The organism is Aeromonas crassostreae (assembly GCF_054052445.1).
Genome location: NZ_JBSTYM010000009.1, coordinates 131,643 through 158,143, shown reverse-complemented (window position 1 = coordinate 158,143; position 26,501 = coordinate 131,643). Strand labels below are relative to the sequence as shown.

The following is a 26,501-nucleotide window of genomic DNA, read 5'->3' as shown; positions in this document are numbered from 1 at the left end:
ACCCTCGCTGCGTGAAGCCAAGACCACAGAAGTACAGTGTGAAAAAAGCCAATAAAAACAATGCCAGTCAGCCTTAACTGACTGGCATTAGGCCTGCGGGCCCCTTTGTTTTTGACGCTTCCCTGCGTTAGCATGCGCGCCATCAATTGGCATCGGAGCAAGCATGGCCTCATTACACTACAAATTCGCCGCGATGAACTCGGGCAAGTCTACCCAGCTGATCCAGGCGCACTTCAACTATCTCGAACGCGGCATGCACCCGCTCGCCATGACGCCGGCCATCGATGACAGGTTCGGGCTCGGGGTGATCAGCGCCCGGGTCGGTCTGGAGTTGAAGGTGGAGGTGTTCAGCGACAGCTGCGATCTGTTCGAGATGGTCAAGGCACGCCATGCCGAGCAGCCCATCGATGTGTTCATCGTCGACGAGGCGCAGTTTCTCACCAAGGAGCAGGTCTATCAGCTGGCACGGGTGGTGGACGAAGCGGACATCCCCGTCATCGCCTACGGGCTCAAGACCGATTTTCGTGCCGAGCTGTTCCCCGGCTCTTACCATCTGCTCTGTCTGGCAGACAAGGTGGAGGAGCTCAAGAGCATCTGCTGGTGCGGCAACAAGGCGCACATGAATGCCAGGGTCAATGCCGATGGCCAGGTGGCGCGGGACGGCGCCCAGGTGGAGATTGGGGGCAATGCCCGCTATGTCTCCCTGTGCCGCAAACATTATCTGATTGGTCAGGCATTTCGCTGAGGCGCTCGACGCCATGAGGTAAAAAGGCCCGATTGGGCCTTTTTATTGCGCGGGATCTCGATGCCTGAGCCCGGTTGGCTCAATCAAATTCGCAATCGACCGGGGTGATGATGGGATCCGCCACCGGCAGGCGGTGGAACAGCTGACGAAAGTGTTGCTGGACCCGGCCGATGTCGACCAGCGACATGCCTGAGGCGAAGCCGAACCAGACGTAGAGACCGGTCAGATCGCGAAACATGGGGGGCAGGTATTGGGGGGCGGCGATCAGTCCCTCCAGATAGTGCTGATAGAGCACCGGGATGTCATCCAGGGTGACCTTGCCTACAAACAGCATGGGCAGTATCTCGGGCACCCCTTCCAGCACGGCGCTGCGGATGAAGTTGACCGTTTCCACATACCCCTTCACATAGGAGAGATCCTTGGTGAAGCAGGCACCGCCAGCCACCATGCCGCCGCGAAACACCCGCTGGGTGATCTTGTAGGCATCATGCTCACTCGCCCCCTTGTCCAGGAAGTGGCGATAGAGTTCGATGAAATCGGCGCCATTCTCGGCCATGTCGATGGCCATGACCCGATCCGAGATGCGTTTGGCCCGATCCGGGAAGGAGCTGAAGGTCAGCGTCTCGATCAGCACAGCCAATCCTTCCTGACAGGCGGTGATGCGCGGCGACCCGGCGCTCAGCCAGGTGGCGTAGGGTTGCTGGCGGCCATTGAGGGTGGTACCGACATGCACCCAGCCCTCGTGGACCTCGAGCACCTGCAAGTCCAGCTCGGAGAAACGGGCATGGCTGCTCAGCTTGATGTAATCGCCCCCGGCGGCGGCGTCCGAGACGATGCCATCGCTCAGCTTGACCTGCACCTGACCGTCGCGAAAATAACCGGAAAGCTTCTCCTGCAACCGATCGACGGCGGCTTGCCCCTCGAACTCCTTGGGATAGGGCCGCACCAGGTGGCGTGCGCCGGGCAGGGAGAAGATGTCGCACAATCGCTCCCCCAGTTCGCGCAGGGTTTTGCGATCGCCGCGCAGATGGTCCCGGGCCGAACCATAGAGGTGCTGGCTGTAGCGCAAAAAGTCAGGTTGGCCGCGCTGGCGCAGCATCTCTATCACCACCATGTATTGATCGACGTTGGCCTGGAGGATGCGGCCAAGCTCATCGTGAGGGCCGAGTTTCCTGCGGATCCTGTCCCTGAGTTCCTTGAGCTCCAGATACTTGTTGCGCGGATCGAAACCGAGGGCCAGCCGCTGATAGAAGTCGGCATCGATGGCGGGCAGGGTTTTCCCCCCCTTGGCCAGGAAGTCATGGCCAATACGATGGGGCCACTTGATCGCGTCCAAGATGCGGATCGGCTTTTGCAGCACCAGCAGTTCGTCGGAGAGCGACTTCAGGTGCAGGCGATATTTCTCTTGGATGGTCATCGGTACTCGGTTGAGGGCGGAGGCTTGGGTGGGCTGAGTATAAGGTACTGTTCGTGCCAAAAAGAAGCGCAAACACAGCAGGGGAGGGCCTCTGCTTCAGGTTGGCCACAAATTGGTTTAGACTGCGCCCCTCGCTATCCAGAGTTTCGAAACGTCATGATGAATACACCCAGCTCCGAAATGATAATGCGTTGGTTGCAGCAGGCTCGCATCGAGCATTATGTCTGCGATCAATGCCATGGCATCCACATCGTCTCCCTGCAGTCCGTGGAAGGCATTCAGGAGAGCCGCGTCTTCGTCGAGGAGGAGGGGCTGCTGTTCTCCTCCGAGCTGGAGGTTCGCCCCTCGGCCCTGTTGCCCCTGGTGGCCGAGCTCGGCCGGCTCAACATGCAATACCCGTCTCTCAAGTTGTTTCTCGACATCATAGATGACAACCTGCCGCGCCTGGTGGTAGGGCATACCGTGTTTACCAAGGCAGGTCTCACCGTCGAGCAGTTCATTCTGTTCGTCCAGAGCACCATAGCCGCAACCCATGACGTGGTCGCCGAGTGCGAGCGCCTGGGCTTTCTCAATCTGCCTGAGATGGTGGTCGAGCCTGGCGCTGTACATTAATCCGGCGGTCAGTCGTCAGATGGACAGAAAGCCGTTGACGGGCGAGCGGCTTTCCCCTAAATTACGCCCCGTTCCAGCGCAACAGCGCAGCGAACTCGTGTTGGCTGAACACGTTAAATAACAGACCAGAATTTGGTGAGGTGTCCGAATGGCTGCCCACCGACGAAGTCGGAATAGAAGCACGCAACGCGTGCTCCGAAAGCCACTTCAGAGAAGTAAAAAATTTGGTGAGGTGTCCGAGTGGCTGAAGGAGCACGCCTGGAAAGTGTGTATACGGCAACGTATCGAGGGTTCGAATCCCTCCCTCACCGCCAAATTAAAAAAACCGACCTCAGGGTCGGTTTTTTGCTATCTGCAGCGTTTGCCTGCGCCGTGGCGCCAGCCATAGACCCAAGTCTTGGCAGCTTGGCAGAAGGGGGGAGGCCGCATCTGCCCGGCTCGGAAGAGGGAGCGCTATTGGCAATAAATAAAAAATCCGGCCTGATATGAGGCCGGATTTTTTATTTATCCATCCTGGCTCAGATGTTTTGCGCTTCGTTTGGCACAATAACAGCGGCATGATTCCCCTTCGGACCCTGCTGCAGTTCAAACTGCACAGCCTGGCCCGCCTTCAACGTCTTATAACCTTCCATTTGAATGGTGGAGTAGTGGGCGAAGATATCGTCACCGCCCCCTTCCGGACAGATAAACCCAAATCCTTTTGCGTTGTTGAACCACTTGACTGTTCCGGTTGCCATACTTCTACATCCTTTTATTGATTACCCTGAAGTCGTTGAGTAACCTGCGCCAGCCCATTATAACTAGCTATATCTACCCAATAATGGTGGGGCGCCGATTAGCAAGTAACCAATTTAGTCCAACTGAGAGTCGAGTCAAGAAGTTGTTAACAAGCCCTGTGATCCAGTTAACAACTCTATTGACAGCATGATGGCGGACGGTAGTAATCTAGAGGTACCCAAGCACAGCCATGAGTAAGCAAAAAGAACTCTTTGTTAATGAAGAGATTGCCGAGTCTGAGAAGACCAAGTTGCAGCCACCGCCCATGTACAAGGTGCTGCTCAACAACGACGATTACACCCCGATGGAGTTTGTGGTCGAGGTGTTGCAGCGGTTCTTCCGGATGGATCTGGAGAAGGCAACCCAGATCATGTTAAGTGTGCATTATAGTGGTAAAGGGATCTGCGGCACCTTCACCGCCGAGATAGCGGAGACCAAGGTGGTCCAGGTCAACACCTATTCACGTAATAACGAACATCCACTGCTATGTACGATGGAAAAGGCCTAAACGACATGACGTGATGACAAGACGACACCACATTGTTGCTGTACTGAGGGGAGGTGCCTATGTTGAACAAAGAGTTAGAGAAGACGCTGAACGAGGCTTTCAAGCTCGCTCGAGATGAGCGTCACGAATTCATGACCGTCGAGCACCTGTTGTTAGCCCTGCTGGATAACAGCTCAGCCCATGAGGCCTTGAGTTCATGTGGTGCGGATGTGGAACTGATGCGCAAGGAGATCGGTGCCTTTATCAGCCAGACGACACCGCTGATCGCTGCCGATGACGAAGACCGGGAGACCCAGCCTACCCTGGGCTTCCAGCGTGTACTGCAACGTGCGGTATTCCATGTGCAATCCTCGGGCCATACCGAGGTCAGTGGCGCCAACGTATTGGTCGCCATCTTCAGCGAGCAGGAATCCCAAGCCGCTTATTTCCTTAAGAAAGCCGACATCAGCCGGCTGGATGTCGTCAACTTTCTCTCTCATGGGGTCCGCAAGGACAGCAAACCCGACTCCCCGCCCAATAGTGCCGAGTCGGACGACGACGTCTCTGCCGCCCAGATTGAAAGTTTTGCCACCAACCTCAACCAGCTGGTGCTGGAGGGGAGGATAGATCCCCTGATCGGCCGGGATCAGGAACTGAGCCGTACCATTCAGGTGTTGTGCCGCCGCCGCAAGAACAATCCCCTGTTGGTGGGAGAGGCGGGCGTCGGCAAGACGGCCATTGCCGAAGGCTTGGCCTATCGCATCGTCAAGGGGGATGTGCCGGAGGTGATTGCCGACAGCACCATCTATTCCCTGGACATGGGTTCTCTGCTGGCGGGCACCAAGTACCGCGGTGACTTCGAGAAGCGCCTCAAGGTATTGCTCAAGCAGATCGAGCGTCAGGAAGGGGCCATCCTGTTTATCGACGAGATCCACACCATCATTGGGGCGGGGGCGGCCTCCGGTGGGCAGCTGGATGCGGCCAACCTCATCAAGCCCCTGCTGTCCAATGGTTTGCTCCGCTGTGTGGGCTCGACCACCTATCAGGAATATGCCCAGATATTCGAAAAGGATCGCGCACTGGCGCGCCGCTTCCAGAAGATCGATATCGTCGAACCCACGATAGATGACACCACCCGCATCCTGATGGGACTCAAGAGTCGCTATGAGGCGCACCATAGCGTCCGTTATACCGCCAAGGCCATTCGCGCCGCGGCCGAGCTTTCGGCGAAATATATCAACGACCGTCACTTGCCTGACAAGGCCATCGACGTGATCGACGAGGCGGGTGCGGGTCAGCGGCTGCTGCCGGCGAGCAAGCGTAAAAAAGTGATCAACGTGGCCGAAATTGAGGCTATCGTGGCCAAAATTGCGCGGATCCCGGAGAAGTCAGTCTCTTCTTCCGATAAAGAGGTGCTCAAGAATCTGGAGCGCAACCTCAAGATGGTGGTATTTGGTCAGGACAAGGCGATCTCTGTGTTGACCGATTCCATTCGCCTCGCTCGCTCCGGTCTGGGCAATGAACACCGCCCTGTGGGCTGTTTCCTGTTTGCCGGCCCGACCGGGGTGGGCAAGACGGAAGTGACCCAGCAGCTGGGCAAGGCGCTCGGGGTAGAGATGCTGCGTTTCGACATGTCCGAATACATGGAGCGGCACACGGTATCACGCCTGATCGGCGCTCCTCCCGGCTATGTCGGTTTTGAGCAGGGGGGGCTGTTGACCGACGCGGTGATCAAACATCCCCATGCGGTCTTGCTGCTCGATGAGATAGAGAAGGCGCACCCGGATGTGTTTAATCTGTTGCTGCAGGTGATGGACAACGGGACCCTGACCGATAACAACGGCCGTAAAGCCGATTTTCGCAACATCATCCTGGTGATGACCACCAATGCCGGCGTACAGGAGACCCAGCGTAAGTCCATCGGCTTCCAGCAGCAGGATCTCAGTCATGACGCCATGGAGGTGATCAACAAGACCTTCAGTCCCGAGTTTCGCAATCGACTCGACCACACCATCTGGTTCAACCATCTGGATATGGCGGTGATCTACCAGGTCGTCGACAAGTTCATTGTGGAACTGCAGGTTCAGCTGGACGCCAAGGGCGTGTCTCTGGAAATTTCGGAGGGAGCCCGTCACTGGCTGGCCGAGAAGGGCTATGACAGGGCGATGGGAGCCAGACCCATGAGTCGGGTCATTCAGGAACACCTCAAGAAACCCCTGGCCAATGAGATCCTGTTTGGCTCACTGGTCGATGGGGGTATCGTCAAGGTTGAGATGGTAAATGATAGCCTCAGCTTCGATTTTCAGGTCGATGTTGAAGCCGTGTCCCACTGATAAAACGCCATGAAACGACAAAAAACCCCAACCATCAGGTTGGGGTTTTTTGCTGAATTCCTGGCTTAGCGAGAGCGGAAAACAATACGACCCTTGGAGAGATCGTAGGGAGTCAGAGCGACTGTCACCTTGTCTCCAGTCAGGATACGAATGTAGTTTTTGCGCATCTTGCCTGAAATATGAGCGATAACCACGTGACCATTCTCCAGTTCCACACGGAACATGGTATTGGGCAGGGTTTCCAAGATAGTGCCCTGCATCTCAATACTGTCTTCTTTAGCCATTGAATCCTCTTGATAAGCCACAACAAAAATCCGCTGGATCATGCCGGATTTAAGCCAATGTGTAAAGTTTACTCGGGCTTGGTGACGATATTTTTCCATTCACCCTGGATGAGACGCTCGTGGGGGAGGAAGCGACTCTTGTATTTCATCTTGCGGCATTTTTCCACCTGATACCCCAGATAGAGCCAGTGACGCCCGGTTCTGCGCCCCAGATCCAGTTGGCTCAAGATGGCAAAGGTGCCGAGGGAGCGATCGGCAAATTCGGGATCGAAGAAGGTGTACATGGCGCTCAGGGAGTGGGGCAGGAGATCGGTGACGGCGACCCCAATCAGGCGGTTGTCCAGACGGATCTCCAGGTAGAGGGGAGGCATCCAGTCGCAATGGAGGAACCCTTTATACTGGCTGCGGCTGGGCGGATACATGCTGCCATCCCGATGACGCTGGCGGATATAGCGCTCGTACAGCTGATAATACTCGGGCTTGTCGTCATAGCTCAGCACCAGGTTGAGGTCCTGATTCTGCTGCGAGATACGTTTCTGGCTGCGGCTGGGGACAAATTGCTCGTTGTGGATGCGCAGCGACTGGCAGGCGTTGCAACTCGGGCAATGGGGGCGATAGATGTCGTTGCCGCTACGCCGAAAACCGGCGGTGAGCAGGCGCTCATAGCCATTGGCGTTGAGCAGTTCGTTATCCATCAGTACCAGCAACTGCTCCTGCTGATGCTCGAGATAGCTGCAGGCATGCTTGGGGGTCAGGCCGACCTTGAGGATCACTTCTTCTGTCATAGGCTAATGAACCTCGCTTGCCAGCATCCCTCACGGAGCGTTTGTTGTCGCAGCGTCGCCAGTGTCGCGAGGAAGTGGCTGCGGGGCCACTCTTCGATGCCCAGCGTGGCCAGGAAGTGGTTCTGCATCTGGCAGTCGATGAGGGCGCCATCATGGCACTCGAAATGACGGCACAGTGCCCACATGGCGACTTTGGCTCCGTTGTCGATCCGGCTGAACATGGATTCACCGCAAAAGAGGCGCCCGACGGCGATGCCGTAGAGCCCGGCTTGCAGCTGACCATCTTGCCACACCTCCACCGAGTGGGCGTGGCCCAGGCGGTGAAGCGCCTGGTAGGCGGCGATCATCTCATCGCTTATCCAGGTGCCGCTGGCGCCAGGCCTGGGAGCGGCGCAGGCGGTGATCACCTCATTAAAGGCACGGTTGATGGAAATATCGAATCTGTGGCGGCGTAAAAATTTCTGCAGACTGCGACCGACATGCAGGCGCGAGGGTACCAGGACACCGCGGGGATCCGGTGACCACCAGAGCAGGGCCTGGTGGGGTTCATTCCAAGGGAAGATCCCGTTGTGATAAGCTGCGAGCAGACGAGGAGCACTGAGGTCCCCCCCGATCGCCAGCAGGCCGTTGGGCTCATCCAGCGCGTGCTTGGGGTGAGGGAACCGGTTCGGCTCATCATCCAGTTGGGTCAGGTAGCAAGACATAGCATCGAGAGGTTTCGCAGATGAAGGCCATTATCCTGATAGTATCCAGCCTGCTGTGCTTTGTCACGGCGCAGGCCGGTGCCGAGGTGTACCAGCGCAATACGGCGCGGCCGGTCAACCAGGTGGTGTTTGGTCAGGTGGAGACGATGCGCAACATCACCCAGCGCCAGGTGATCGAGTCGGCGCAGTCGGGCTGGAAGACATTGGGCGGGGCCCTGATCGGTGGCCTGCTTGGCAACCAGTTCGGCGGCGGTCATGGCCGGGAGATTGCCACCGCAGTGGGGGCGCTGGCGGGCGCCGGGGCCGCGCAATATTACCAGTCCGGCAGCGAGGTGGTGGAGAACAAGCTGGTGGAGCTGCTCATTCGCAGCGATCAGGGGGCGCTGGTCAATGTGATCCAGGACTTTGACTCGGCCATGGTCTTCGCCCAGGGGGACAAGGTGCGGATCCTCTATTTTGATGACGGGGTGCGGGTCGACAAGACCTACTGACAGGACAAGCAGGGAGAGGGACAGGCAGTGAGGGGAGAATCACCCGGCTGCCGCCGCAAGGGGCGCCGGGCGGTACTACACGGAATGGCTGTGCGAGGGGCGTTCAGAGAGCCTGAGCGACTATCTTGTCGCGGCCGGTGTTCTTCGCCTGATATAGCTGGCGATCCGCCTCGCGCAACGCCTCGTCCATGGAGAGCCGCCCGACGTTGATGACACCAAAGCTGGCGCGCACGAACAGGGGGTGCTCCCGGGAGAGTGGCTGCTGCCGCATCTGCTGGCGCAGTCCTTCGAGGCGCTTGAGCAGGACGGGCACGGTGCAATGGGGTGCCATCAGGGCGAACTCTTCGCCGCCGAACCGGGCTATCATGGCATCGGGGAAGAACTGGGTGAGCAAGCGACTCAGGTGGCAGAGCAGCATGTCGCCGATGGCATGACCCCAGTGATCGTTGACCTGCTTGAAATGGTCCACGTCGAGCACGCACAGGGCGAGCTGCGTCTGCAGCCGCTGATGCTCCTCGAACCACTTCTGTCCCTCGTTGAACCAGTAGCGCCGGTTGTAGAGCCCGGTCAGGTAGTCGCGATTGGCCGAATCCTGGATACTGTTGAACTGCTCCAGGGCTTCCAGATTGTGGCTGACCCGGCACTGCAGCTCTTCCGGTTCAAATGGCTGGTTGAGAAAGTCATTGGCTCCCTGCTTGAGATAGCGGGCGGAGAGGCCATGCTTGTCCGATACAGAGATGCCGATGATGGCGAGCTGCTGCTTGCTGTAGCGCTCCCGCAGCATCCGCACCAGGCTGATGCCGTCTATCTCCGGCATGTAGTAGTCAACCAGCACCAGCCGGATGGCGGGATGCTGATCAAGCTGGGTCAGTGCCTCGCGCGCATGACTCGCCTCATGTACCTGCAACAGCTGCTTGCGCAACTGGGCGGCGGTGCGATGACGGGAGGTGAGCGAATCATCCACCACCAGCACCTCGATCCCCTGATTGAGGTAGAGGCGATGCACCAGACCGACGGCATATTGCAGGGAGTGGCGTGAATCCTTCATCACATAGTCCATCACCCCGGCCTCCAGCCAGGCCGCCCGCTTCTCTTCGCTGATATCGGCGGTGAGGATCACCACAGGCAGGCCCCTCTCCATCAACACCTTGACCGCTTCGCCGGCGGGGGCATCCGGCAGGGTGAGGTCCACCAGGGCGACGAAATACTCTTCTCCCTGGCAGTGACGCGCCCCCTCCAGGGTATCGAAGGTATCGATCTCCAACCCGGTTTGCTGGGCGATGGCCTGGGTCAGCATGCGGCGGATCGTCAGGCTGTCTTCGACTATCAATATTTTTCGCTTCATCAGACTCCTTAAAAGAAAAAGGGCATGCCAATTGGCATGCCCTTTATATCCTTGTGCTTATTGTGCGTCCAGATATCGCTCGGCATCCAGGGCGGCCATGCAGCCTGTCCCGGCCGAGGTGATGGCCTGACGGTAGACGTGGTCGGCCACGTCGCCGGCGGCAAAGACCCCCTCGATGCTGGTCTGGGTGGCAAAGCCTTGCAGGCCGCCACGCACCTGGAGATAGCCGTTCTCCATGGCCAGCTGGCCTTCGAAGATCTGGGTGTTTGGCTGATGGCCGATGGCGATGAAGACCCCCATCAGCGGCAGCTCGGAGCTGCTCTCGTCCCGGGTGCTGCGCAGGCGAACCCCGGTGACCCCCATGTCGTCACCCAGTACCTCGTCCAGGGTCTGGTGGGTGTGCAGCACTATGTTGCCGCTTGCCACCTTGTCGTGCAGGCGCTTGATCAGGATCTTCTCGGCGCGGAACTCGTCGCGGCGGTGGATCAGATGCACCTTCTTGGCGATGTTGGCCAAGTAGAGCGCCTCTTCCACGGCGGTGTTGCCGCCGCCGACCACGGCCACCTCCTGGTTGCGATAGAAGAAACCGTCGCAGGTGGCGCAGGCGGAGACGCCGCGCCCCTTGAACGCCTCTTCCGAGGGCAGCCCCAGGTACTTGGCGGAGGCGCCGGTGGCGATGATCAGGGCATCGCAGCTGTATTCACCACTGTCACCCTTGAGGCGGAACGGACGCTGGATCAGGGAGACCTCATTGATGTGATCGAACAGGATGCGGGTCTCGAACTTCTCCGCGTGCTCCTTCATGCGCTCCATCAGTGCCGGACCGGTCAGCCCTTCCGGATCACCCGGCCAGTTCTCCACTTCCGTGGTGGTGGTCAGCTGGCCACCCTGTTGCATGCCGGTGATGAGCAGTGGATTGAGGTTGGCACGGGCGGCGTAGACGGCGGCCGTGTAGCCCGCGGGGCCTGAACCCAGGATCAGCAATTTGCTGTGAATGACTTCGCTCATGGTGTGATTTCCGAGAGGTAATGAGTTTGCGCGATTGTAGGGAATTCGTGATCCGGGGTCAAAGGGCGGCGTGCCGATTGTCCCAATCGTTTCGGCGGCAGCCTTTGTCGGCGAACATGCCCCCTGACTCCTCTCTCGTACCGCAGGGAGCGGGGGGGGTGAAACCAGCACCAGGGACGCTCGCTTTCATGACCCAATTCCGATGGGGCCGCTTGTCAACGGGTGGAGGCAGCTCGCCTGTGTCCCCGCTTGGCGGTATTGCCATGGCCTGCGCCGGGCGAGGGGAATGAGGCCTTGCCAGATGGAGGCGCATTCATAGGGGCCTCCCTTGGTCGCCAGATCCGCGTCATGGGGTTGCATCATGGCGCTGATCTGGGCACGGATGACAACTCCTGGCGCAGTGTCGCCCGGGCTGGCGAGGCGTCTGCCGGCAAGGTGGCCAGAGAGGGTCTGCGGGGCCTCGATACCCAGGCCGCGGTGTCTGGGACGTGCCAGCCAGCATATTGCTCTTTGATGCGGGGCTGGCTGGTGGATGGCCATGTGCATAGACATGCGCGGGGTGCATCAGGGAAAGGGGTCCGCAGGGAAACGCTCCCCTCATGGTTGACCATGGGTACTGGCATGAGGGGGATGGTGCTGGGGCCCGGCAGCATGCCTCTGGGGCGGCGATCCCCCTGGGTGGGCGGCGCACCCCATCGCCCGGATTGCGGGGTGTTGAGGCGGATCCCTGCGTTGGCGAAAACATAGGCAGAGAAGGCCATGATCGCGCCAGCGACAGCGTGATAATCTGCGTCGATGGAGCCTGCAGGGCTTCCCGACCCGCTTTGGACGAAAACGGTATGGTTTCATGCTGTCAGTTCACGTACACTGACCACAACCATGCCTACGCGATATTCATGGTTTTTTATTTCTTCAGGTACACCGATAATCATGCTATCCCTCGTCTATTGATCGGTGTTTCATGTCGCCCTGATGTTGTGCGGCATTTGCACCTTCTTTATTCAGGCATTGACAGGATTTGTGACCATAATTATAAAATGACTGGTGATTCTTACCAAAAAATAGCCAAAGGATGGAATTAAATGATGGAAGCTAAGAGTCGGCTAAAGGATTTGGACAGGATTGACCGCAACATTCTGAATGAGCTGCAAAAGGATGGCAGGATTTCGAACGTTGAGTTGTCCAAACGAGTTGGCCTGAGTCCCACACCGTGTCTGGAACGGGTTCGTCGCCTCGAGCGGCAGGGGTATATCGAAGGGTATGCCGCCATTCTGAACCCTCATTATCTGGATGCGTCTCTGCTGGTGTTTGTGGAAATTACCCTCAATCGTGGCGCCCCCGATGTGTTTGAGCAGTTCAACAAGGCTGTTCAGGTGCTCGAGGAGATCCAGGAGTGCCATCTGGTCTCCGGCGATTTCGACTACCTGCTCAAGACCCGCGTCAGCGACATGTCCGCCTATCGCCGCCTGCTGGGGGAAACCCTGCTGCGCCTGCCGGGTGTCAACGATACCCGCACCTATGTGGTGATGGAGGAAGTGAAACAGAGTAGTCGTCTGGTGATCAGCACCCGATAGAGTATTTTGTGCTGTGATGTAACGAGCGATTGATGCATCATAAACGTCAGAAACGAGCGGCAGGTCCGCTCGTTTCTGCTTGTCGGACTTGTCGCGTCAATGGGTACGCAGGCTGACAAGCGATAGGATTTTCAGGGATACTGGGCCCCCTTGTCCCATGCGTTACCATGTTTTCAGAAAGGAGCCGGAGTTTGGCCGAGAAAAAGCTGTTTACTCCATTATCAGGCACCCAACGGATCTTCGAAGCCGTCTTGATCGCCATCACGCTGTTGGCCGCCTACCTCTTGCTTGCCCTGCTCACCTATCACCCCGCCGATCCCGGTTGGTCACAGACCTCCTGGCAGGGGGAGGTGAAGAATCTGGCGGGCAGCGCCGGCGCCTGGATTGCCGATATCACCATGTTCACCTTCGGAGCCTTCTCCTATCTGGTGCCCCCCCTGATGGTGCTGCTGGGCTGGAGCCTGTTCTGGCGGCCGAGCCGGCTGCTGGACGTGGACTACCTGACCCTGTCGGTGCGCATCGTCGGTTTCCTGCTGACCGTGCTCGGCATGTCGGCCATTGCCAGCATGAACTTCAACGACATGCAGAACTTCTCCGCCGGCGGCCTGGTCGGCGATGTGATCGCCTCCGCGGTGATCCCGCTGTTTGGCGGCGTGGGGGCCAACCTGATGCTGCTCTGCTTCGTGGCCACCGGCATCACCCTGTTTACCGGCTGGTCCTGGCTCACCATCGTCGAGCGGCTCGGCAGCGCCTGTACCGGCGGTGTATCCGCCCTCTATCACCTGCCCACCACCCTCGGCAACTGGTTGAACGGCGGCTGGCGCCAGCCCCGTTTTGAAGGGCCGGATCCCCTGCTGGAAGGCAGCGCCGGCGCCCTGGCGCTGGAGGATGAGGAGGATGAGCCCCATGGCGGCTGGGTGCGCCGTACCAAGGCGTCCCAACCGGCGAAGGGGAGCAAGGCGGCCAAATCCGATGACTGGCTCCCTGAGCTCGACGAGGATACCTTCCAGTTCGATCCCGATTTCGACGACGAGGACGATCAGCCAGCCCCGCCCAGGCGCGCCCCGCGTCCCCGCCAGCCCGTGGTCATGGCCAGGGAAGAGGAGATGGATCTGCCCTGGGCCGACAATGGGGACGAGGCGCCGAGCCCGGCCCCCGCAGCCCGCCCCGTCTCCCGGCGCACCGCCATGGCTGGCATGGCACCGTTGCCGAGCCTGGAACTGCTCGATCGCCCCCCGGTCAAGACCCAGTCCATGAGCCCGGATGAGCTGGAGCGCATGGCGCGCCTGGTGGAGGCCAAGCTGGCGGACTACAACGTGCAGGCCAAGGTGGTCGGCGTCTATCCGGGCCCCGTCATCACCCGCTTCGAGCTGGATCTGGCCCCTGGCATGAAGGCGAGCAAGATAACCAACCTGTCGCGGGATCTCGCCCGTTCGCTGTCCGCCAGCAGTGTGCGGGTGGTGGAGGTGATCCCGGGCAAGACCTATGTCGGCATCGAGCTGCCCAACCGGGTACGTCAGACCGTCTACCTGCGCGAGACCCTGGATTGCGAGGCCTTCTCGGCCAGCCACAATCCGCTCACCATGGGGCTGGGCCAGGACATCGCGGGGGAACCCGTGGTGGTGAATCTGGCCAAGATGCCGCACCTGCTGGTGGCCGGTACCACGGGCTCGGGCAAGTCGGTGGGGGTGAACACCATGATCATCTCCATGCTCTACAAGTCCTCCCCGGACGATCTGCGCTTCATCATGATCGACCCCAAGATGCTGGAACTCTCGGTCTACGAGGGGATCCCCCACCTGCTGACCGAGGTGGTGACCGACATGAAGGATGCCGCCAACGCCCTGCGCTGGTGCGTGGGCGAGATGGAGCGCCGCTACAAGCTGATGTCGGCGGTCGGGGTGCGCAACCTCAAGGGGTACAACGACAAGGTGCTGGCCGCCATCGAGGCGGGCGATCCCCTGCTCGATCCCCTGTGGCGCCCGGGCGATTCCATGGATCAGATGCCGCCCGAGCTGGAAAAACTGCCCCACATCGTGGTGGTGGTGGACGAATTTGCCGACATGATGATGATCGTCGGCAAGAAGGTGGAAGAGCTGATCGCCCGTATCGCCCAGAAGGCGCGGGCCGCCGGCATTCACCTCATCCTCGCCACCCAGCGCCCGTCTGTGGATGTCATCACCGGCCTCATCAAGGCCAACATCCCGACCCGGATCTCCTTCCAGGTGTCGAGCAAGATAGATTCCCGCACCATATTGGATCAGGGCGGCGCCGAATCCCTGCTCGGCATGGGGGACATGCTCTACATGCCGGCCGGTACCTCCAACCCAACCCGGGTTCACGGCGCCTTCGTCGATGACCACGAGGTGCACAAGGTGGTGGCGGACTGGAAACTGCGGGGCGAGCCGAACTACATCGACGAGATCCTCTCCGGCGAGTCGGAAGAGGGGGGCAGCGGTGGCGGCGAGTACGGCGGCGGCGACGAGGAGCTGGATCCCCTGTTCGACGAGGCGGTGGCCTTCGTGGTGGAATCGCGCCGTGGCTCCACCTCCAGCGTGCAGCGCAAGTTCAAGATAGGTTACAACCGGGCGGCCCGTCTCATCGAGCAGATGCAGGATCAGGGCATCGTCAGCAGCCCGGGCGGCAACGGCCAGCGCGACGTGCTGGCACCGCCCCCGGTGCGCGATTAACCGCAGTGGTATTCTGGCCATGCCCTCGGGGCGTGGCCTTTTAGCGAGAGACCCTATGAAAAAAACCTTACTGATGGGCACTGTGCTGCTCATCGCCAGCGGCCAGGCCTGGGCCGATGCGGCCAGCGATCTCAAACAGAAGCTGGCGGCGGTCAACCTCTTCTCCGCCCGGTTCCAGCAGACCGTCTATGACAGCAAGGGCAAGGAGCTGCAAAAAGCGAGCGGCGACCTGCTGGTGTCCAGACCCAATCGCTTCAACTGGCATACCCAGAGCCCGGACGAGAGCCTGATCGTGGCGGACGGCAAGGATGTCTGGATCTATGATCCCTTCGTCGAGCAGGTCACCGCCCTCAAGCTGCAGGACGCCGTGGTCAATACCCCCTTCATCCTGATCGCCAGCGGCGATGACAAGTACTGGAAGCACTACGACGTGGTGCGTCAGGGCAATGTGTTCACCGTCACCAGCCGCAACCAGGATGAGCTGATCGCCTCCTTCCGGGTCAGCTTCGATCGGCAGGACAATATAGAACGCTTCGACGTGAAAGAGGCCCAGGGGCAGTGGAGCGAATTCACCCTCAGCCGCTTCAACCGCAAACCGGCGCTCAAGGGGAGCGAGTTCGTGTTCAAGATGCCCAAGGGGGCCCAGCTGGACGACCAACGCTGATGGTGCGCCTGTCACTGGAATCTTCGTCAGGCCGCCCCAAGTGGGCGGTCGCCACAACCCAGAGCGGTCGATGCAGATGAGCAACTTGTCCCTGGATTTCTCGTCGGACTTTCGTCCGCTGGCGGCCCGGATGCGGCCGCAAACCCTCGACCAGTACATAGGCCAGCAGCATATCCTCGGGCCCGACAAGCCCCTGCGAAAAGCGATCCTGGCGGGGCACTGCCACTCCATGATCCTGTGGGGGCCGCCCGGCACCGGCAAGACCACGCTGGCCGAACTGATGGCCCACTACTGCCAGGCCGAGGTGGAGCGGCTCTCCGCGGTCACCTCCGGCATCAAGGAGATCCGCGCCGCCATCGACAAGGCCAAAGAGAACAGCTGGCGTGGGGTGCGCACCATCCTCTTCGTCGATGAGGTGCACCGCTTCAACAAGAGCCAGCAGGATGTCTTCCTGCCCCACATCGAAGACGGCACCATCACCTTCATCGGCGCCACCACAGAAAACCCCTCGTTTGAACTCAACAACGCGCTGCTCTCCCGGGCCCGGGTCTACCTGCTCAAGCGGCTGGAGGAGGAGGACATCCTCGCCATGATCGATCAGGCGATGACCGAGCCTCGCGGCCTCAATGACCCCAGCCTCACCTTTGCCCCCGGGGTGAAGGTGGCGCTGGCCAAAGCCGTGGATGGGGACGGGCGCAAGTCCCTCAACTATCTGGAGCTGCTGGCCGACATGGCCGAAGCCGACGGCCAGGGGCAGCGCCTCATCGACAGCGCCCTGCTCGCCGCCGTGGTGGGGGAGCACGTGGCACGCTTCGACAAGGGGGGGGATCACTTCTACGACCTCATCTCAGCGGTGCACAAGTCCATCCGCGGCTCGGCACCGGATGCCGCCCTCTACTGGTATGCCCGCATGGTGAGCGCCGGCTGCGATCCCCTCTACATCGCCCGCCGCCTGCTGGCGATTGCCTCGGAAGACGTGGGCAACGCCGACCCCAGAGCCATGCAGGTGGCGCTGTCGGCCTGGGACTGTTTCCACCGCGTCGGCCCGGCGGAAGGGGAGCGGGCCATCGCCCAGGCCATCGTCTATCTTGCCTGCGCCCCCAAGAGCAATGCGGTCTACACCGCCTGGAAGGCGGCGCTCAATGACGCCAAGAATCTGCCGGACTTCGAGGTGCCGCCGCACCTGCGCAACGCCCCCACCAGGCTGATGAGCGAGCTCGGCTATGGCGCCGAGTACCGCTATGCCCACGACGAGGAGGGGGCCTATGCCGCCGGGGAGGAGTATTTCCCCACCGAGCTGGCCGGGACTCGCTACTATGAGCCGACCGAGCGTGGCCTCGAGAAGCAGATAGCGCAAAAACTCGCGTATTTGCAGGGGTTGGACCGGCAGAGCCCCCGTAAACGGCACAAATAGTCCCTGTTCGGGCGGGGGGGCGGTCTGATACACTGCCCCTCTGACCCCGCTTGTCTCGGCCTTGCGCCATCTTCTTGATTTCTTGGGCCGATGTTGATGCCCGATGGTGAAGACGATAGGGGTGCGCCAACCGATGTTAACTCCCGGATCTGTGTTTTTGCCCAATCATGATGACCCGGGCCCAGATCCCATTTTAAAAAAGTAGGTAAACCATGCTGGATCCCAAATATCTGCGCGGCGAAATCGACGACGCTGCCGCTCGTCTGGCGACACGTGGCTACGTTCTGGACGTAGCGGCGGTCAATGCTCTGGAAGAGAAGCGCAAGGATCTGCAGTCCCGCACCCAGGAGCTGCAGGCCGAGCGCAACGCCCGCTCCAAGTCCATCGGCGAGGCTGCGCGTCGGGGTGAAGACGTGGCGCCGCTCAAGGCCGAGGTGACCAAGATCAACGACGAGCTGGAAACCAGCAAGGTCGAGCTCGAGGCCCTGCTGCGGGATATCAAGGAGATCGCCGACGCTACCCCCAACCTGCCGAGCGACACCACCCCGGTGGGCCGTGACGAGAGCGACAACGTCGAAGTGCGTCGTTGGGGCACGCCGCGCACGTTCGATTTCCCGGTGCGCGATCACATCGATCTCGGCGAGGCGGCCAAGGGTGTTGACTTCAAGAACGGCGTCAAGCTCTCCGGTGCCCGCTTCGTGGTGATGAAGGGGCAGATTGCCCGCCTGCACCGTGCCCTGGCGCAGTTCATGCTGGATCTGCACACTCTGCAGCACGGCTACACCGAGTGCTACGTGCCCTATCTGGTCAACCCGGACAGCCTGTACGGCACCGGTCAGCTGCCCAAGTTCTCGCAAGATCTGTTCAACACCGGTATCGAGGGCGAAGGGGAAGACGAGGGCAAGATGCGCAAGTTCTCCCTGATCCCGACCTCCGAAGTGCCGCTCACCAACATGGCCCGCGACGAGATCTTCGACGAGCAGGAGCTGCCCATCAAGATGACGGCCCACAGCCCCTGCTTCCGCTCCGAAGCCGGCTCTTATGGCCGTGATACCCGGGGTCTCATCCGCATGCACCAGTTCGACAAGGTCGAGATGGTGCAGCTGGTTCACCCGGCAACATCCTGGGATGCGCTGGAAGAGATGGTGGGTCACGCCGAGAAGGTGCTGCAACTGCTGGAGCTGCCGTACCGCGTGATGGCGCTGTGCACCGGTGACATGGGTTTCTGCGCCGCCAAGACCTACGATCTGGAAGTGTGGCTGCCGGCCCAGGATACCTACCGCGAAATCTCGTCCGTCTCCAACTGCACCGACTTCCAGGCGCGCCGGATGCAGGCGCGGGTGCGCATCGACGGCAAGCCCCAGCTGCTGCACACCCTCAATGGCTCCGGCCTGGCGGTGGGTCGCACCCTGGTGGCGGTCATCGAGAACTATCAGCAGGCCGATGGCCGTATCGCCATCCCGGCGGCGCTGCAGTCCTACATGGGCGGCCTGACCCATATCGGTTGATTGGCCTCCATTGCATGTTAAAAGCCATGGCTCGCCATGGCTTTTTTGTTATTAACATTCTCATTCATATTCCATTCAGTTAACTGACGGTAAAAGGCTCGCGGTCAATTCATCAGGGATTGGCTCGGTCCGGTGATCAGGGTGTGCACTCCGTCCTTGCTCAGGTTCATCAGAAACGCAGGCGCATCGGCTGCACCGGCCGACAGCATGTTTCAAATGGATAAGGAGTAATGAATGACGTCGAGGACGACACAGCTGGCACCCGCACGCCCAGGCCTGTTCAACCGCTTTCTCAGCGGTGTTGAGTGGCTCGGGAACCTGCTGCCGCACCCCATCACCCTGTTTGCCCTGTTCTCCCTCACCCTGATCCTGGCCTCCGGCATCGCCGCCTGGTTTGGCGTCAGCGTGGTGGATCCACGCCCGGAAGGGGCGCCCGGTCGCAGCGCGGACGGCATGATCACCGTGGTCAGCCTGCTCAGCGCCGAAGGCTTGCAACGGATCGTCTCCAACCTGGTGACCAACTTCACCGGCTTCGCCCCTCTGGGGACCGTGCTGGTGGCCCTGCTCGGGGTCGGCATCGCCGAACACTCGGGTCTGCTCAGCGCCGCCATGCGTGGCATGGTGATGAGCGCCTCCCGCCGCATGGTCACGCTGACCATCGTCTTTGCCGGCATCATGTCCAACACGGCGGCCGAGCTCGGTTACGTGGTGCTGATCCCGCTGGCGGCCATGATCTTCCACTCCCTGGGGCGCCATCCCCTGGCGGGGCTAGCGGCGGCCTTTGCCGGCGTGTCCGGCGGCTACTCCGCCAACCTGCTGCTGGGCACTGTGGATCCTTTGCTGGCCGGCATCACCCAGATCTCGGCCCGCATCATCGATCCCGGTTATGTGGTCGGCCCCGAGGTGAACTGGTACTTCATGTTCGTCAGCACCTTCCTCATCACGGGTCTGGGCGCCTGGGTGACCGAGAAGATCGTCGAGCCCAAGCTCGGCAAGTATGATGCCAGCGAGGCGAGCGTGGTGCTGGATCAACAGGCCGAGGCCCTGAGTGCCCGGGAGAAGCGCGGGCTCTGGTCGGCCCTGGCGGCCGTGCTGGTGGTGAGTGGTCTGCTGGCCCTGACGGTGGTGCCGGCGGACGGCATCCTGCGTCATCCCGAGACGGGCGCCATCGCGGGTTCTCCCTTCCTGCACGGCATCGTCGCCTTCATCTTCGTCTTCTTCGCCGTGCCCGGCTTCGTCTACGGCAAGGTGGTGGGCACCATGAAGAGCGACAAGGAGGTGATCCAGGCGATGTCGAGCAGCATGAGCACCATGGGCATGTACATAGTGCTGGTGTTCTTCGCGGCCCAGTTCGTGGCCTATTTCTCCTGGACCAACTTCGGCACCGTGTTTGCGGTCAAGGGGGCAGGGGCCCTGCAGGCTCTGGGCCTGACCGGCCCGGGTCTCTTCTTCGGCTTCATCTTGATGTGCGCCGTCATCAACCTGATGATAGGCTCGGCCTCGGCCCAGTGGGCGGTCACGGCCCCCATCTTCGTGCCCATGCTGATGCTGATTGGCTACTCCCCCGAGGTGATCCAGGCGGCGTACCGCATCGGTGATTCGGTGACCAACATCATCACCCCCATGATGAGCTATTTTGGCCTGATCCTGGCGGTGGCGGTGCGCTATCAGAAGTCCCTCGGCATAGGTACGCTGATCGCCACCATGCTGCCCTATACCCTGGTGTTCCTGGTGGGCTGGAGCCTGCTGTTCTACCTCTGGGTGTTCGTGCTGGGCCTGCCGGTGGGCCCGGGGGCGGCCACCCTCTACCCGGTGGCAGGCTAAGGGAGAAGGGGCGCCAACTGGGCGCCCCTTCGTCTTTTGGCGGGGGAGACGAGAAGTTTCCCAAGCAATTCGCAATCGTTTTTGTTAGACTTCGCCGCAATTTTGCAGGACACACGAACGACTCATGGTTTGGATTGATTATGCAATTCTGGGCATAGTGGCCCTCTCCGCACTGATAAGCCTGGTGCGTGGTTTCGTCAAGGAAGCCATGTCCCTCGTCACCTGGTTTGTTGCCTTCTTTATCGCCAGCAACTTCTATTCCGATCTCGCCGTCTTCTTCACCTCCATCACGGATCAACTGCTGCGCAATGGCCTGGCCATCGCCGCCCTGTTCGTGGCGACCCTGATCCTGGGGGCCATCGTCAACTATGTGGTGGGGGAGCTGGTCAGCAAGACGGGGCTCTCCGGCACGGATCGGGTGCTCGGCGTCTGCTTCGGTGCCCTGCGCGGGGCGCTCATCGTCAGCGCCCTGCTGTTTTTTATGGATACCTTCACCAGCCTGCCCCAGGCCGACTGGTGGACGGGGTCCCGGCTGATCCCCGAATTCGGGTTGGTCATCCAGTGGTTCTTTGATTTCATGCAGAACTCATCGAGTTTTCTTAAACAGGTACAGTGACTTCGAGGTAGCAAGGACATGTGTGGTATTGTCGGTATAGTTGGCACCACCCCCGTCAATCAGGCCCTCTACGACGCCTTGACGGTGTTGCAGCACAGGGGCCAGGACGCCGCCGGGATCGTGACCATTGACAGTGGGAACTTCCGGCAACGCAAGGCCAACGGCCTGGTGAAGGACGTGTTTGAAGTGCGTCACATGCAGCGACTGAAAGGGCATATCGGCATAGGTCATGTCAGATATCCCACCGCAGGCAGCTCCAGTGCCGCGGAAGCCCAGCCTTTTTACGTCAACTCCCCCTACGGCATGGTGCTGGCCCACAACGGCAACCTCACCAACGCCAAGGATCTGAAAGAGCAGCAGTTCAAGGTGGCCCGCCGCCACATCAACACCACCTCGGACTCCGAAGTGCTGTTGAACGTGCTGGCCCACGAGCTGGATCTGTGCGACAAGATGGCGCTGCGTCCGGAAGACATCTTCGCCGCGGTGCGCAAGACCCACCAGCAGATCCGTGGCGCCTACGCCGTGGTCTCCCTGGTGATCGGCCACGGCCTCATCGGCTTTCGGGATCCCAACGGCATTCGCCCGCTGATCCTGGGCCGCCGGGTCGACGAGCAGGGCCAGCTGGAGTACATGCTCGCCTCCGAGAGCGTGGCCCTTGACGCCATTGGGTTCGAGACGGTGCGCGACGTCGCCCCGGGCGAGGCCATCTACATCACCGAGCAGGGCCAGCTCTTCTCCGAGCAGTGCAGCGATGCCCCCCAGATCAACCCCTGCATCTTCGAGTACGTCTACTTCGCCCGCCCGGACTCCTGCATCGACAAGGTCTCCGTCTATGCCGCCCGCCTCAACATGGGCCGCAAGCTGGGCAAGAAGATCGCCCGGGAATGGGACGATCTGGACGTGGATGTGGTCATCCCCATTCCGGAAACCTCCTGCGACGTGGCGCTGGAAATCGCCCACACCCTGGGGTTGCCGTACCGTCAGGGCTTCGTGAAGAACCGCTATATCGGCCGCACCTTCATCATGCCGGGCCAGACCCAGCGCAAGAAGTCGGTACGCCGCAAACTCAACGCCATCAGCTCGGAATTCAAGGGCAAGAAGGTGTTGCTGGTGGATGACTCCATCGTCCGCGGCACCACCTCGGAGCAGATCATCCAGATGGCACGGGAAGCGGGCGCCGCCAAGGTCTACTTCGCCTCCGCCGCCCCCGAGATCCGCTTCCCCAACGTCTACGGCATCGACATGCCCACTGCCAACGAGCTGATCGCCCATGGCCGTGAAGTGGAAGAGGTGTGCAAGCTCATCGGCGCCGATGGCCTGATCTTCCAGGATCTGGAAGATCTGGAAGAGGCGGTGCGCGAACTCAACCCCGAGCTGCGCCACTTCGAGACCTCGGTCTTCAATGGCAACTATGTGACCGCCGATGTGGATCAGGCCTACCTGGATCACCTCAACTCCCTGCGCAACGACGACAGCAAGGCGGTGCGTGAGTGGAATGAAGAGACCAACAACCTGGAAATCTTTAACGAAGGCAGTTAAACGTTTTACAGGCTGCGCCCCGGCGCATGAATGAAAACGGAGGCCGATGGCCTCCGTTTTTTATGGTTGTCCCGCAACACTAGCTGGTGAAGACGGGGCCCAGTCCCCAGTCCCAGACCAGTACAGTGCCCGCCATCAGGCAGACCAGCAGCACCAGGCCGCAGGTCACCATGGAGCTGGCATAGATGAAGCCCTGCTCCTCCGGGATGTGCATCAGTATGGGGATGCCGGTATAGAGCAGGTAGATGGACCAGGCGAGGCCGAGCAGACCCACCAGCATGATGAACCACATCACCGGATAGAGGGCGGCGAAGCCGGTCATGAACAGGGGAGTGGCGGTGTAGGCGGCCAGCTCCAGGGTCTGGGACATGTTGGGGTCGGCGCCGAAGGTGCGGGCCATCCACAGGGCCAGCACCGCCAGCAGGATGACGGCGACGATGAGGGCCAGGTACATGGCGCTCGCCATCCAGATGCCGCTGCGCATGGTCAGCATGATGGGCTCGCCGTTCCCCACCTGCCAACCCAGATGCACGGCCGAGAAGTAGCTGCACAGGGCGGGGATCAGCGCCATCAGGGCGACGTGGGTGAGGCTGTGGCTAACGGTTTCCTGGTGGTCGTCTATATCGTGCCACTCATCTTTCGGGTGGGCGTAGAGCCCCCATATGTGGTTCAGGATCATGGTATTTACCCCTAAATATGGCGAACCCCGGCTGGTTTGCCTTGCCATTAGTTATTGTTAATGATCGGTTAATCGTCAAGGCGGGGGCCGGACTCGAGTTCGCCGCCAAGATCCGGTAACATGGCGCCCCCATCCCGTTTCGAGGTCATTCGATGGACGCCTTGCTCGCGCCAGTTCGCCAATTTCTGCACTGTGAAACCCCGGATGAGTGGATTGCCGTGGCACGGGATCCCGCTCAGCTGCCGACCCTGCTCATCGATCATGCCAACTGCGAGAACAAGGCCGCCCTGACCGCCCACAGCCTGGTGCGTCGTTACTGCCTGCCCAAGGGCAAGCGCCACCTGCTGCCCAAGCTCGATTTCTATCGCGAGCTCGATGCCCTGCCGGAGAAGGCGCAGATCCTGGGCAAGCGCACCATGGGGGAGGAGGAGAGGACGGTGTTCGAGGAGCTCGAACGCAACGACTTGCTGGTGAAGATGGTGCGCCTCATCCAGGAGGAGCTGCACCATTTCGAGCAGGTGCTCGAGCTGATGGCGGCGCGGGGCATCCATTATGGCCCTGTCACCGCCTCCCGCTACGCGCGGGGCCTGATGCAGCATGTGCGCCACCACGAGCCCGCCGCCGTGGTCGACAAGCTCATCATAGGGGCCTTCATCGAGGCGCGCTCCTGCGAGCGCTTCGCCAAGCTGGCCCCCCATCTGGATGAGGAGCTTGGCCGCTTCTATACCTCATTGCTGCGCTCCGAGGCCCGTCACTATCAGGACTATCTGGCCCTGGCCGAGCAATATGCGGGGGAGAATATCGATGAGCGGATCGCCTTCTTCGGCGCCCTGGAGGCGAGTCTCATCCTCACGCCCGATGAACAGTTCCGCTTTCACAGCGGCCTGCCTGTCAGACTTGACAGTGGTGCTGCCTCGTAGGTGCCCCTATGCTTGCACAGGTTCCTGACGACGAGCGACACAGACTGTTTTGAGCGCGATCCCCGGCCACTGTGCCGGGATTTTTTTGGGAAAAAACCAGGAAGGGTCTGCCGCCCGCCGGAGGCGGCAGGGGTCAGCGGCGATACTCGTTGTTGTAGTTCTGGATAAGCTTCTTGGTCACCTCGTGCTGGGGATCGGCAAAGACCTTGAGGGTCTTGCCCCGCTCCACCACCTGACCGTCGTGCATCACCAGCACCTCGTCGCTGATGTGGCTCACCACCCCGAGATCGTTGGCCACCAGCACATAGCTGAGCCCCATGGTCTCCTGCATCTCCAGCAACAGGTTGATGATCTGGGAACGCACCGAGATGTCCAGGGTCGAGAGGGCCTCATCGGCCACTACTATCTTGGGGTTGAGGATCAGCGCCCGGGCCAGGGCGACCCGCTGCTGCTGTCCCGCCGACAGCATCTGCGGATAGAAGAAGGCGTGATCCGCCAGCATGCCCACCATGCGCAGGGTCTGCATCACCTTCTCCTGGCGCTCCTCCTCGCTCATCTCGGTGTTCAACCGCAGCGGCGTCTCCAGGATCTGGCCCACCCGTATCTTGCGGTTGAGGGAGGAGTTCGGGTCCTGGAAGATCATGCGCAGCAGCTTGCAGCGCGCCTGATAATCCCCGTGGCGCATCAGCTGGCCCTCGATGTGGATCTCGCCACTGGAGGGTTCAATCATGCCCGCCAGGATCCGCGCGAGCGTGCTCTTGCCGGAGCCGGCCTCGCCGACGATGGCCAGGGTCTGGCCGACCTCGAGATCGAAGGAGAGCGGCTTGACCGCCTGCACGGCCCGGGAGCGAAACAGGCCGGTGCGGTTCTGGTAGGTCTTGCTCAGCGACCTGACCTGGAGCAGTGAGGGGGGATGAGTGGGCTCAGTCAGCACGGCGATGACTCCGGGGTCGGCAAAAAGGGCGGGGGCAGGATCCCGGCCCTGGCGTGAAGGGGGGCAACCTGGGGGGTGACCAGATCATGATGGGCCGTCATTTCTTTGGATCTTCCATGTTGAGGGGGAAGTGACAGCTGAACTGATGGCCCTTGACCTTGCTCATCAAGGGAGTCTGCACGCACAGCTTCTGGGCATGGGGGCAGCGCGGGCCGAGCCGGCAGCCGATGGGCAGATGCTGCAAGGGGGGAATGACCCCAGGCAGGGTCTCGAGCCGCGACTTGTGGTGCACCAGCTTGTCAAAATCGGGAATAGATTGCAGCAGGGCATGGGTATAGGGGTGGTGGGGGGAGGTGAGGATCTGCTCCCGGGTCCCCACCTCCACCATCTGGCCGCAATACATGACGTTGATGTTGTCCGTCAGGTTGGCGATGGCGGCGATGTCATTGCTGATGATGAGGATGGTGGTGTTGCCCAGCTTGTTCATCTTGTCCAGCAGCCGCAGGATCTGGGACTGGGTGGTGGACTCCATGGCGCTGGTGGGCTCGTCCGCCACCAGCAGGCGGGGCTGGTTGGCAATGGCCATGGCGATCATCACCTTCTGGCACATGCCGTCGGAGAGCTCGTGGGGGTAGGCGCGCATCACCTTGCGGTGATCCTTGACGCCGACCCGGTGCAGCAGGGCGATGGCCTGCTTCTTGCGCCACTGGAAGCGCTGCCAGAACTTGCCCTTGAAGGCGCTGGTGGGGATGGCCTCCTCCAGCTGGGTGCCAATCACTTCGGAGGGATCGAGGCAGCTGGTGGGATCCTGGAAGATCATGGCGATCTCGCGGCCCATGATGCGCCGCCGCTCCCTCGGCTCCATGGTCAGCAGATCCATGTCATTGAAGCGCATCCGATCGGCGCGCACCACCCAGTTGTCCTTCTGGATGCCGACGATCACCTTGGCCACCAGGCTCTTGCCCGAGCCAGATTCGCCCACCAGGCCGCGGATCTCCCCCTCGTTCAGGGTGAGACTCACCTTGTCCACCGCCCTCACCTTGCCCTGGGGGGTGTCTATCTCGATGGTGAGATTGCGAATATCGAGCAGGGGCATCAGTGGCGCTCCTCATGGCGGCTGGGTGCCAGGCACGGGTTGGGGACCTGGGCAA

At 60.7% G+C, this 26,501-nt stretch carries 24 protein-coding genes and 1 tRNA gene; 15 read left to right on the top strand and 10 right to left on the bottom strand.

Annotated elements, in window-relative coordinates; all coding sequences use genetic code 11:
• Positions 1 to 163 precede the first annotated feature (163 nt).
• Complete coding sequence (locus ACW5W4_RS09590) at positions 164 to 745, top strand: thymidine kinase (RefSeq protein ID WP_041994243.1); 582 nt, start codon at positions 164 to 166, stop codon at positions 743 to 745.
• Between the two features lie 79 nt (positions 746 to 824).
• On the opposite strand, the gene ACW5W4_RS09585 is transcribed toward ACW5W4_RS09590, so the two are convergent.
• On the bottom strand, positions 825 to 2,162 hold the full coding sequence (locus tag ACW5W4_RS09585; RefSeq protein ID WP_456689215.1) for a flavohemoglobin expression-modulating QEGLA motif protein: 1,338 nt from the start codon (positions 2,160 to 2,162) through the stop codon (positions 825 to 827).
• 156 nt (positions 2,163 to 2,318) lie between these two features.
• Between ACW5W4_RS09585 and ACW5W4_RS09580 the strand changes: the two genes are divergently transcribed.
• A complete protein-coding gene (locus ACW5W4_RS09580; protein ID WP_456689214.1) occupies positions 2,319 to 2,774 on the top strand; it encodes a YbjN domain-containing protein in 456 nt (151 codons plus the stop codon).
• A gap of 226 nt (positions 2,775 to 3,000) precedes the next feature.
• Positions 3,001 to 3,088 (top strand) — tRNA-Ser (locus tag ACW5W4_RS09575).
• 204 nt (positions 3,089 to 3,292) lie between these two features.
• On the opposite strand, the gene cspD is transcribed toward ACW5W4_RS09575, so the two are convergent.
• Positions 3,293 to 3,511: a cold shock-like protein CspD gene (gene cspD, locus ACW5W4_RS09570; RefSeq protein WP_041994233.1), complete on the bottom strand. Its 219-nt coding sequence runs from the start codon at positions 3,509 to 3,511 to the stop codon at positions 3,293 to 3,295.
• A gap of 230 nt (positions 3,512 to 3,741) precedes the next feature.
• Here cspD and clpS point away from each other — a divergent pair, with 230 nt between their 5' ends.
• Both clpS and clpA read left to right on the top strand, forming a co-directional pair.
• Positions 3,742 to 4,059, top strand: coding sequence for an ATP-dependent Clp protease adapter ClpS (clpS, locus tag ACW5W4_RS09565; protein ID WP_041994230.1), 318 nt, complete (start codon positions 3,742 to 3,744; stop codon positions 4,057 to 4,059).
• A gap of 59 nt (positions 4,060 to 4,118) precedes the next feature.
• Complete coding sequence (clpA, locus tag ACW5W4_RS09560; RefSeq protein WP_427262385.1) at positions 4,119 to 6,371, top strand: ATP-dependent Clp protease ATP-binding subunit ClpA; 2,253 nt, start codon at positions 4,119 to 4,121, stop codon at positions 6,369 to 6,371.
• Positions 6,372 to 6,436: 65 nt separating this feature from the next.
• On the opposite strand, the gene infA is transcribed toward clpA, so the two are convergent.
• The 3 genes from infA to aat all read right to left on the bottom strand — a co-directional run bounded on the left by infA (position 6,437) and on the right by aat (position 8,144).
• Positions 6,437 to 6,655 carry a translation initiation factor IF-1 gene (gene infA, locus ACW5W4_RS09555; protein WP_005300033.1) on the bottom strand — a complete coding sequence of 73 codons (219 nt, stop codon included), beginning with the start codon at positions 6,653 to 6,655 and terminating at the stop codon, positions 6,437 to 6,439.
• Positions 6,656 to 6,723: 68 nt separating this feature from the next.
• Positions 6,724 to 7,440, bottom strand: coding sequence for an arginyltransferase (locus tag ACW5W4_RS09550; RefSeq protein ID WP_456689213.1), 717 nt, complete (start codon positions 7,438 to 7,440; stop codon positions 6,724 to 6,726).
• Positions 7,437 to 8,144 (bottom strand): leucyl/phenylalanyl-tRNA--protein transferase, encoded by a 708-nt coding sequence (gene aat / locus ACW5W4_RS09545; RefSeq protein ID WP_456689212.1) that lies wholly within the window; start codon positions 8,142 to 8,144, stop codon positions 7,437 to 7,439. The genes ACW5W4_RS09550 and aat overlap by 4 nt, the downstream gene beginning before the upstream one ends.
• A 20-nt stretch (positions 8,145 to 8,164) precedes the next feature.
• Between aat and ACW5W4_RS09540 the strand changes: the two genes are divergently transcribed.
• Positions 8,165 to 8,635 (top strand): glycine zipper 2TM domain-containing protein, encoded by a 471-nt coding sequence (locus ACW5W4_RS09540; RefSeq protein ID WP_427262383.1) that lies wholly within the window; start codon positions 8,165 to 8,167, stop codon positions 8,633 to 8,635.
• Between the two features lie 103 nt (positions 8,636 to 8,738).
• Here the strand turns inward: ACW5W4_RS09540 and ACW5W4_RS09535 are convergent, their stop codons facing one another.
• Together ACW5W4_RS09535 and trxB are read right to left on the bottom strand one after the other, a co-directional pair.
• Complete coding sequence (locus ACW5W4_RS09535; protein ID WP_456689211.1) at positions 8,739 to 9,980, bottom strand: diguanylate cyclase; 1,242 nt, start codon at positions 9,978 to 9,980, stop codon at positions 8,739 to 8,741.
• Between the two features lie 57 nt (positions 9,981 to 10,037).
• Positions 10,038 to 10,988, bottom strand: a complete 951-nt coding sequence (gene trxB / locus ACW5W4_RS09530; RefSeq protein ID WP_456689210.1) for a thioredoxin-disulfide reductase — start codon at positions 10,986 to 10,988, stop codon at positions 10,038 to 10,040.
• A gap of 1,082 nt (positions 10,989 to 12,070) precedes the next feature.
• Between trxB and lrp the strand changes: the two genes are divergently transcribed.
• The 8 genes from lrp to purF all read left to right on the top strand — a co-directional run bounded on the left by lrp (position 12,071) and on the right by purF (position 22,817).
• Positions 12,071 to 12,562, top strand: a complete 492-nt coding sequence (gene lrp / locus ACW5W4_RS09525; protein ID WP_005300047.1) for a leucine-responsive transcriptional regulator Lrp — start codon at positions 12,071 to 12,073, stop codon at positions 12,560 to 12,562.
• Positions 12,563 to 12,753: 191 nt separating this feature from the next.
• Entirely contained in the window at positions 12,754 to 15,252 is a 2,499-nt protein-coding gene (locus ACW5W4_RS09520; protein WP_456689209.1) for a DNA translocase FtsK 4TM domain-containing protein, read from the top strand.
• A 55-nt stretch (positions 15,253 to 15,307) separates the two neighbouring features.
• Positions 15,308 to 15,916 (top strand): outer membrane lipoprotein chaperone LolA, encoded by a 609-nt coding sequence (gene lolA, locus ACW5W4_RS09515; RefSeq protein WP_408795359.1) that lies wholly within the window; start codon positions 15,308 to 15,310, stop codon positions 15,914 to 15,916.
• Positions 15,917 to 15,986: 70 nt separating this feature from the next.
• Positions 15,987 to 17,330, top strand: coding sequence for a replication-associated recombination protein A (locus ACW5W4_RS09510; protein ID WP_456689208.1), 1,344 nt, complete (start codon positions 15,987 to 15,989; stop codon positions 17,328 to 17,330).
• A gap of 212 nt (positions 17,331 to 17,542) precedes the next feature.
• Complete coding sequence (gene serS / locus ACW5W4_RS09505; protein ID WP_456689207.1) at positions 17,543 to 18,838, top strand: serine--tRNA ligase; 1,296 nt, start codon at positions 17,543 to 17,545, stop codon at positions 18,836 to 18,838.
• Positions 18,839 to 19,072: 234 nt separating this feature from the next.
• Positions 19,073 to 20,662: an AbgT family transporter gene (locus ACW5W4_RS09500; RefSeq protein WP_456689206.1), complete on the top strand. Its 1,590-nt coding sequence runs from the start codon at positions 19,073 to 19,075 to the stop codon at positions 20,660 to 20,662.
• A 124-nt stretch (positions 20,663 to 20,786) separates the two neighbouring features.
• Positions 20,787 to 21,278, top strand: a complete 492-nt coding sequence (locus tag ACW5W4_RS09495; protein ID WP_041994188.1) for a CvpA family protein — start codon at positions 20,787 to 20,789, stop codon at positions 21,276 to 21,278.
• Between the two features lie 18 nt (positions 21,279 to 21,296).
• The gene (purF, locus tag ACW5W4_RS09490) at positions 21,297 to 22,817 is read left to right on the top strand and encodes an amidophosphoribosyltransferase (RefSeq protein ID WP_427262376.1); all 1,521 of its coding nucleotides are present in this window, start codon (positions 21,297 to 21,299) and stop codon (positions 22,815 to 22,817) included.
• 79 nt (positions 22,818 to 22,896) lie between these two features.
• Here the strand turns inward: purF and ACW5W4_RS09485 are convergent, their stop codons facing one another.
• Positions 22,897 to 23,496, bottom strand: coding sequence for a Yip1 family protein (locus ACW5W4_RS09485; RefSeq protein WP_456689205.1), 600 nt, complete (start codon positions 23,494 to 23,496; stop codon positions 22,897 to 22,899).
• Positions 23,497 to 23,648: 152 nt separating this feature from the next.
• Between ACW5W4_RS09485 and miaE the strand changes: the two genes are divergently transcribed.
• Positions 23,649 to 24,416 (top strand): tRNA isopentenyl-2-thiomethyl-A-37 hydroxylase MiaE, encoded by a 768-nt coding sequence (gene miaE, locus ACW5W4_RS09480; protein ID WP_456689204.1) that lies wholly within the window; start codon positions 23,649 to 23,651, stop codon positions 24,414 to 24,416.
• Between the two features lie 133 nt (positions 24,417 to 24,549).
• Here miaE and ACW5W4_RS09475 read toward each other — a convergent pair whose 3' ends face one another.
• Positions 24,550 to 25,350 (bottom strand): peptide ABC transporter ATP-binding protein, encoded by an 801-nt coding sequence (locus ACW5W4_RS09475; RefSeq protein ID WP_456689203.1) that lies wholly within the window; start codon positions 25,348 to 25,350, stop codon positions 24,550 to 24,552.
• 97 nt (positions 25,351 to 25,447) lie between these two features.
• Positions 25,448 to 26,446 carry a peptide ABC transporter ATP-binding protein gene (locus ACW5W4_RS09470; protein WP_456689202.1) on the bottom strand — a complete coding sequence of 333 codons (999 nt, stop codon included), beginning with the start codon at positions 26,444 to 26,446 and terminating at the stop codon, positions 25,448 to 25,450.
• Between the last annotated feature and the right edge of the window lie 55 nt (positions 26,447 to 26,501).

What these genes read in the sequence shown, in the direction of transcription:
- ACW5W4_RS09590 (WP_041994243.1), top strand. Translation starts at nt 164, where the DNA reads ATGGCCTCATTACACTACAAATTCGCCGCGATGAACTCGGGCAAGTCT.
- ACW5W4_RS09585 (WP_456689215.1), bottom strand. Translation starts at nt 2,162, where the DNA reads ATGACCATCCAAGAGAAATATCGCCTGCACCTGAAGTCGCTCTCCGAC.
- ACW5W4_RS09580 (WP_456689214.1), top strand. Translation starts at nt 2,319, where the DNA reads ATGATGAATACACCCAGCTCCGAAATGATAATGCGTTGGTTGCAGCAG.
- cspD (WP_041994233.1), bottom strand. Translation starts at nt 3,511, where the DNA reads ATGGCAACCGGAACAGTCAAGTGGTTCAACAACGCAAAAGGATTTGGG.
- clpS (WP_041994230.1), top strand. Translation starts at nt 3,742, where the DNA reads ATGAGTAAGCAAAAAGAACTCTTTGTTAATGAAGAGATTGCCGAGTCT.
- clpA (WP_427262385.1), top strand. Translation starts at nt 4,119, where the DNA reads ATGTTGAACAAAGAGTTAGAGAAGACGCTGAACGAGGCTTTCAAGCTC.
- infA (WP_005300033.1), bottom strand. Translation starts at nt 6,655, where the DNA reads ATGGCTAAAGAAGACAGTATTGAGATGCAGGGCACTATCTTGGAAACC.
- ACW5W4_RS09550 (WP_456689213.1), bottom strand. Translation starts at nt 7,440, where the DNA reads ATGACAGAAGAAGTGATCCTCAAGGTCGGCCTGACCCCCAAGCATGCC.
- aat (WP_456689212.1), bottom strand. Translation starts at nt 8,144, where the DNA reads ATGTCTTGCTACCTGACCCAACTGGATGATGAGCCGAACCGGTTCCCT.
- ACW5W4_RS09540 (WP_427262383.1), top strand. Translation starts at nt 8,165, where the DNA reads ATGAAGGCCATTATCCTGATAGTATCCAGCCTGCTGTGCTTTGTCACG.
- ACW5W4_RS09535 (WP_456689211.1), bottom strand. Translation starts at nt 9,980, where the DNA reads ATGAAGCGAAAAATATTGATAGTCGAAGACAGCCTGACGATCCGCCGC.
- trxB (WP_456689210.1), bottom strand. Translation starts at nt 10,988, where the DNA reads ATGAGCGAAGTCATTCACAGCAAATTGCTGATCCTGGGTTCAGGCCCC.
- lrp (WP_005300047.1), top strand. Translation starts at nt 12,071, where the DNA reads ATGATGGAAGCTAAGAGTCGGCTAAAGGATTTGGACAGGATTGACCGC.
- lolA (WP_408795359.1), top strand. Translation starts at nt 15,308, where the DNA reads ATGAAAAAAACCTTACTGATGGGCACTGTGCTGCTCATCGCCAGCGGC.
- ACW5W4_RS09510 (WP_456689208.1), top strand. Translation starts at nt 15,987, where the DNA reads ATGCAGATGAGCAACTTGTCCCTGGATTTCTCGTCGGACTTTCGTCCG.
- serS (WP_456689207.1), top strand. Translation starts at nt 17,543, where the DNA reads ATGCTGGATCCCAAATATCTGCGCGGCGAAATCGACGACGCTGCCGCT.
- ACW5W4_RS09500 (WP_456689206.1), top strand. Translation starts at nt 19,073, where the DNA reads ATGACGTCGAGGACGACACAGCTGGCACCCGCACGCCCAGGCCTGTTC.
- ACW5W4_RS09495 (WP_041994188.1), top strand. Translation starts at nt 20,787, where the DNA reads ATGGTTTGGATTGATTATGCAATTCTGGGCATAGTGGCCCTCTCCGCA.
- purF (WP_427262376.1), top strand. Translation starts at nt 21,297, where the DNA reads ATGTGTGGTATTGTCGGTATAGTTGGCACCACCCCCGTCAATCAGGCC.
- ACW5W4_RS09485 (WP_456689205.1), bottom strand. Translation starts at nt 23,496, where the DNA reads ATGATCCTGAACCACATATGGGGGCTCTACGCCCACCCGAAAGATGAG.
- miaE (WP_456689204.1), top strand. Translation starts at nt 23,649, where the DNA reads ATGGACGCCTTGCTCGCGCCAGTTCGCCAATTTCTGCACTGTGAAACC.
- ACW5W4_RS09470 (WP_456689202.1), bottom strand. Translation starts at nt 26,446, where the DNA reads ATGCCCCTGCTCGATATTCGCAATCTCACCATCGAGATAGACACCCCC.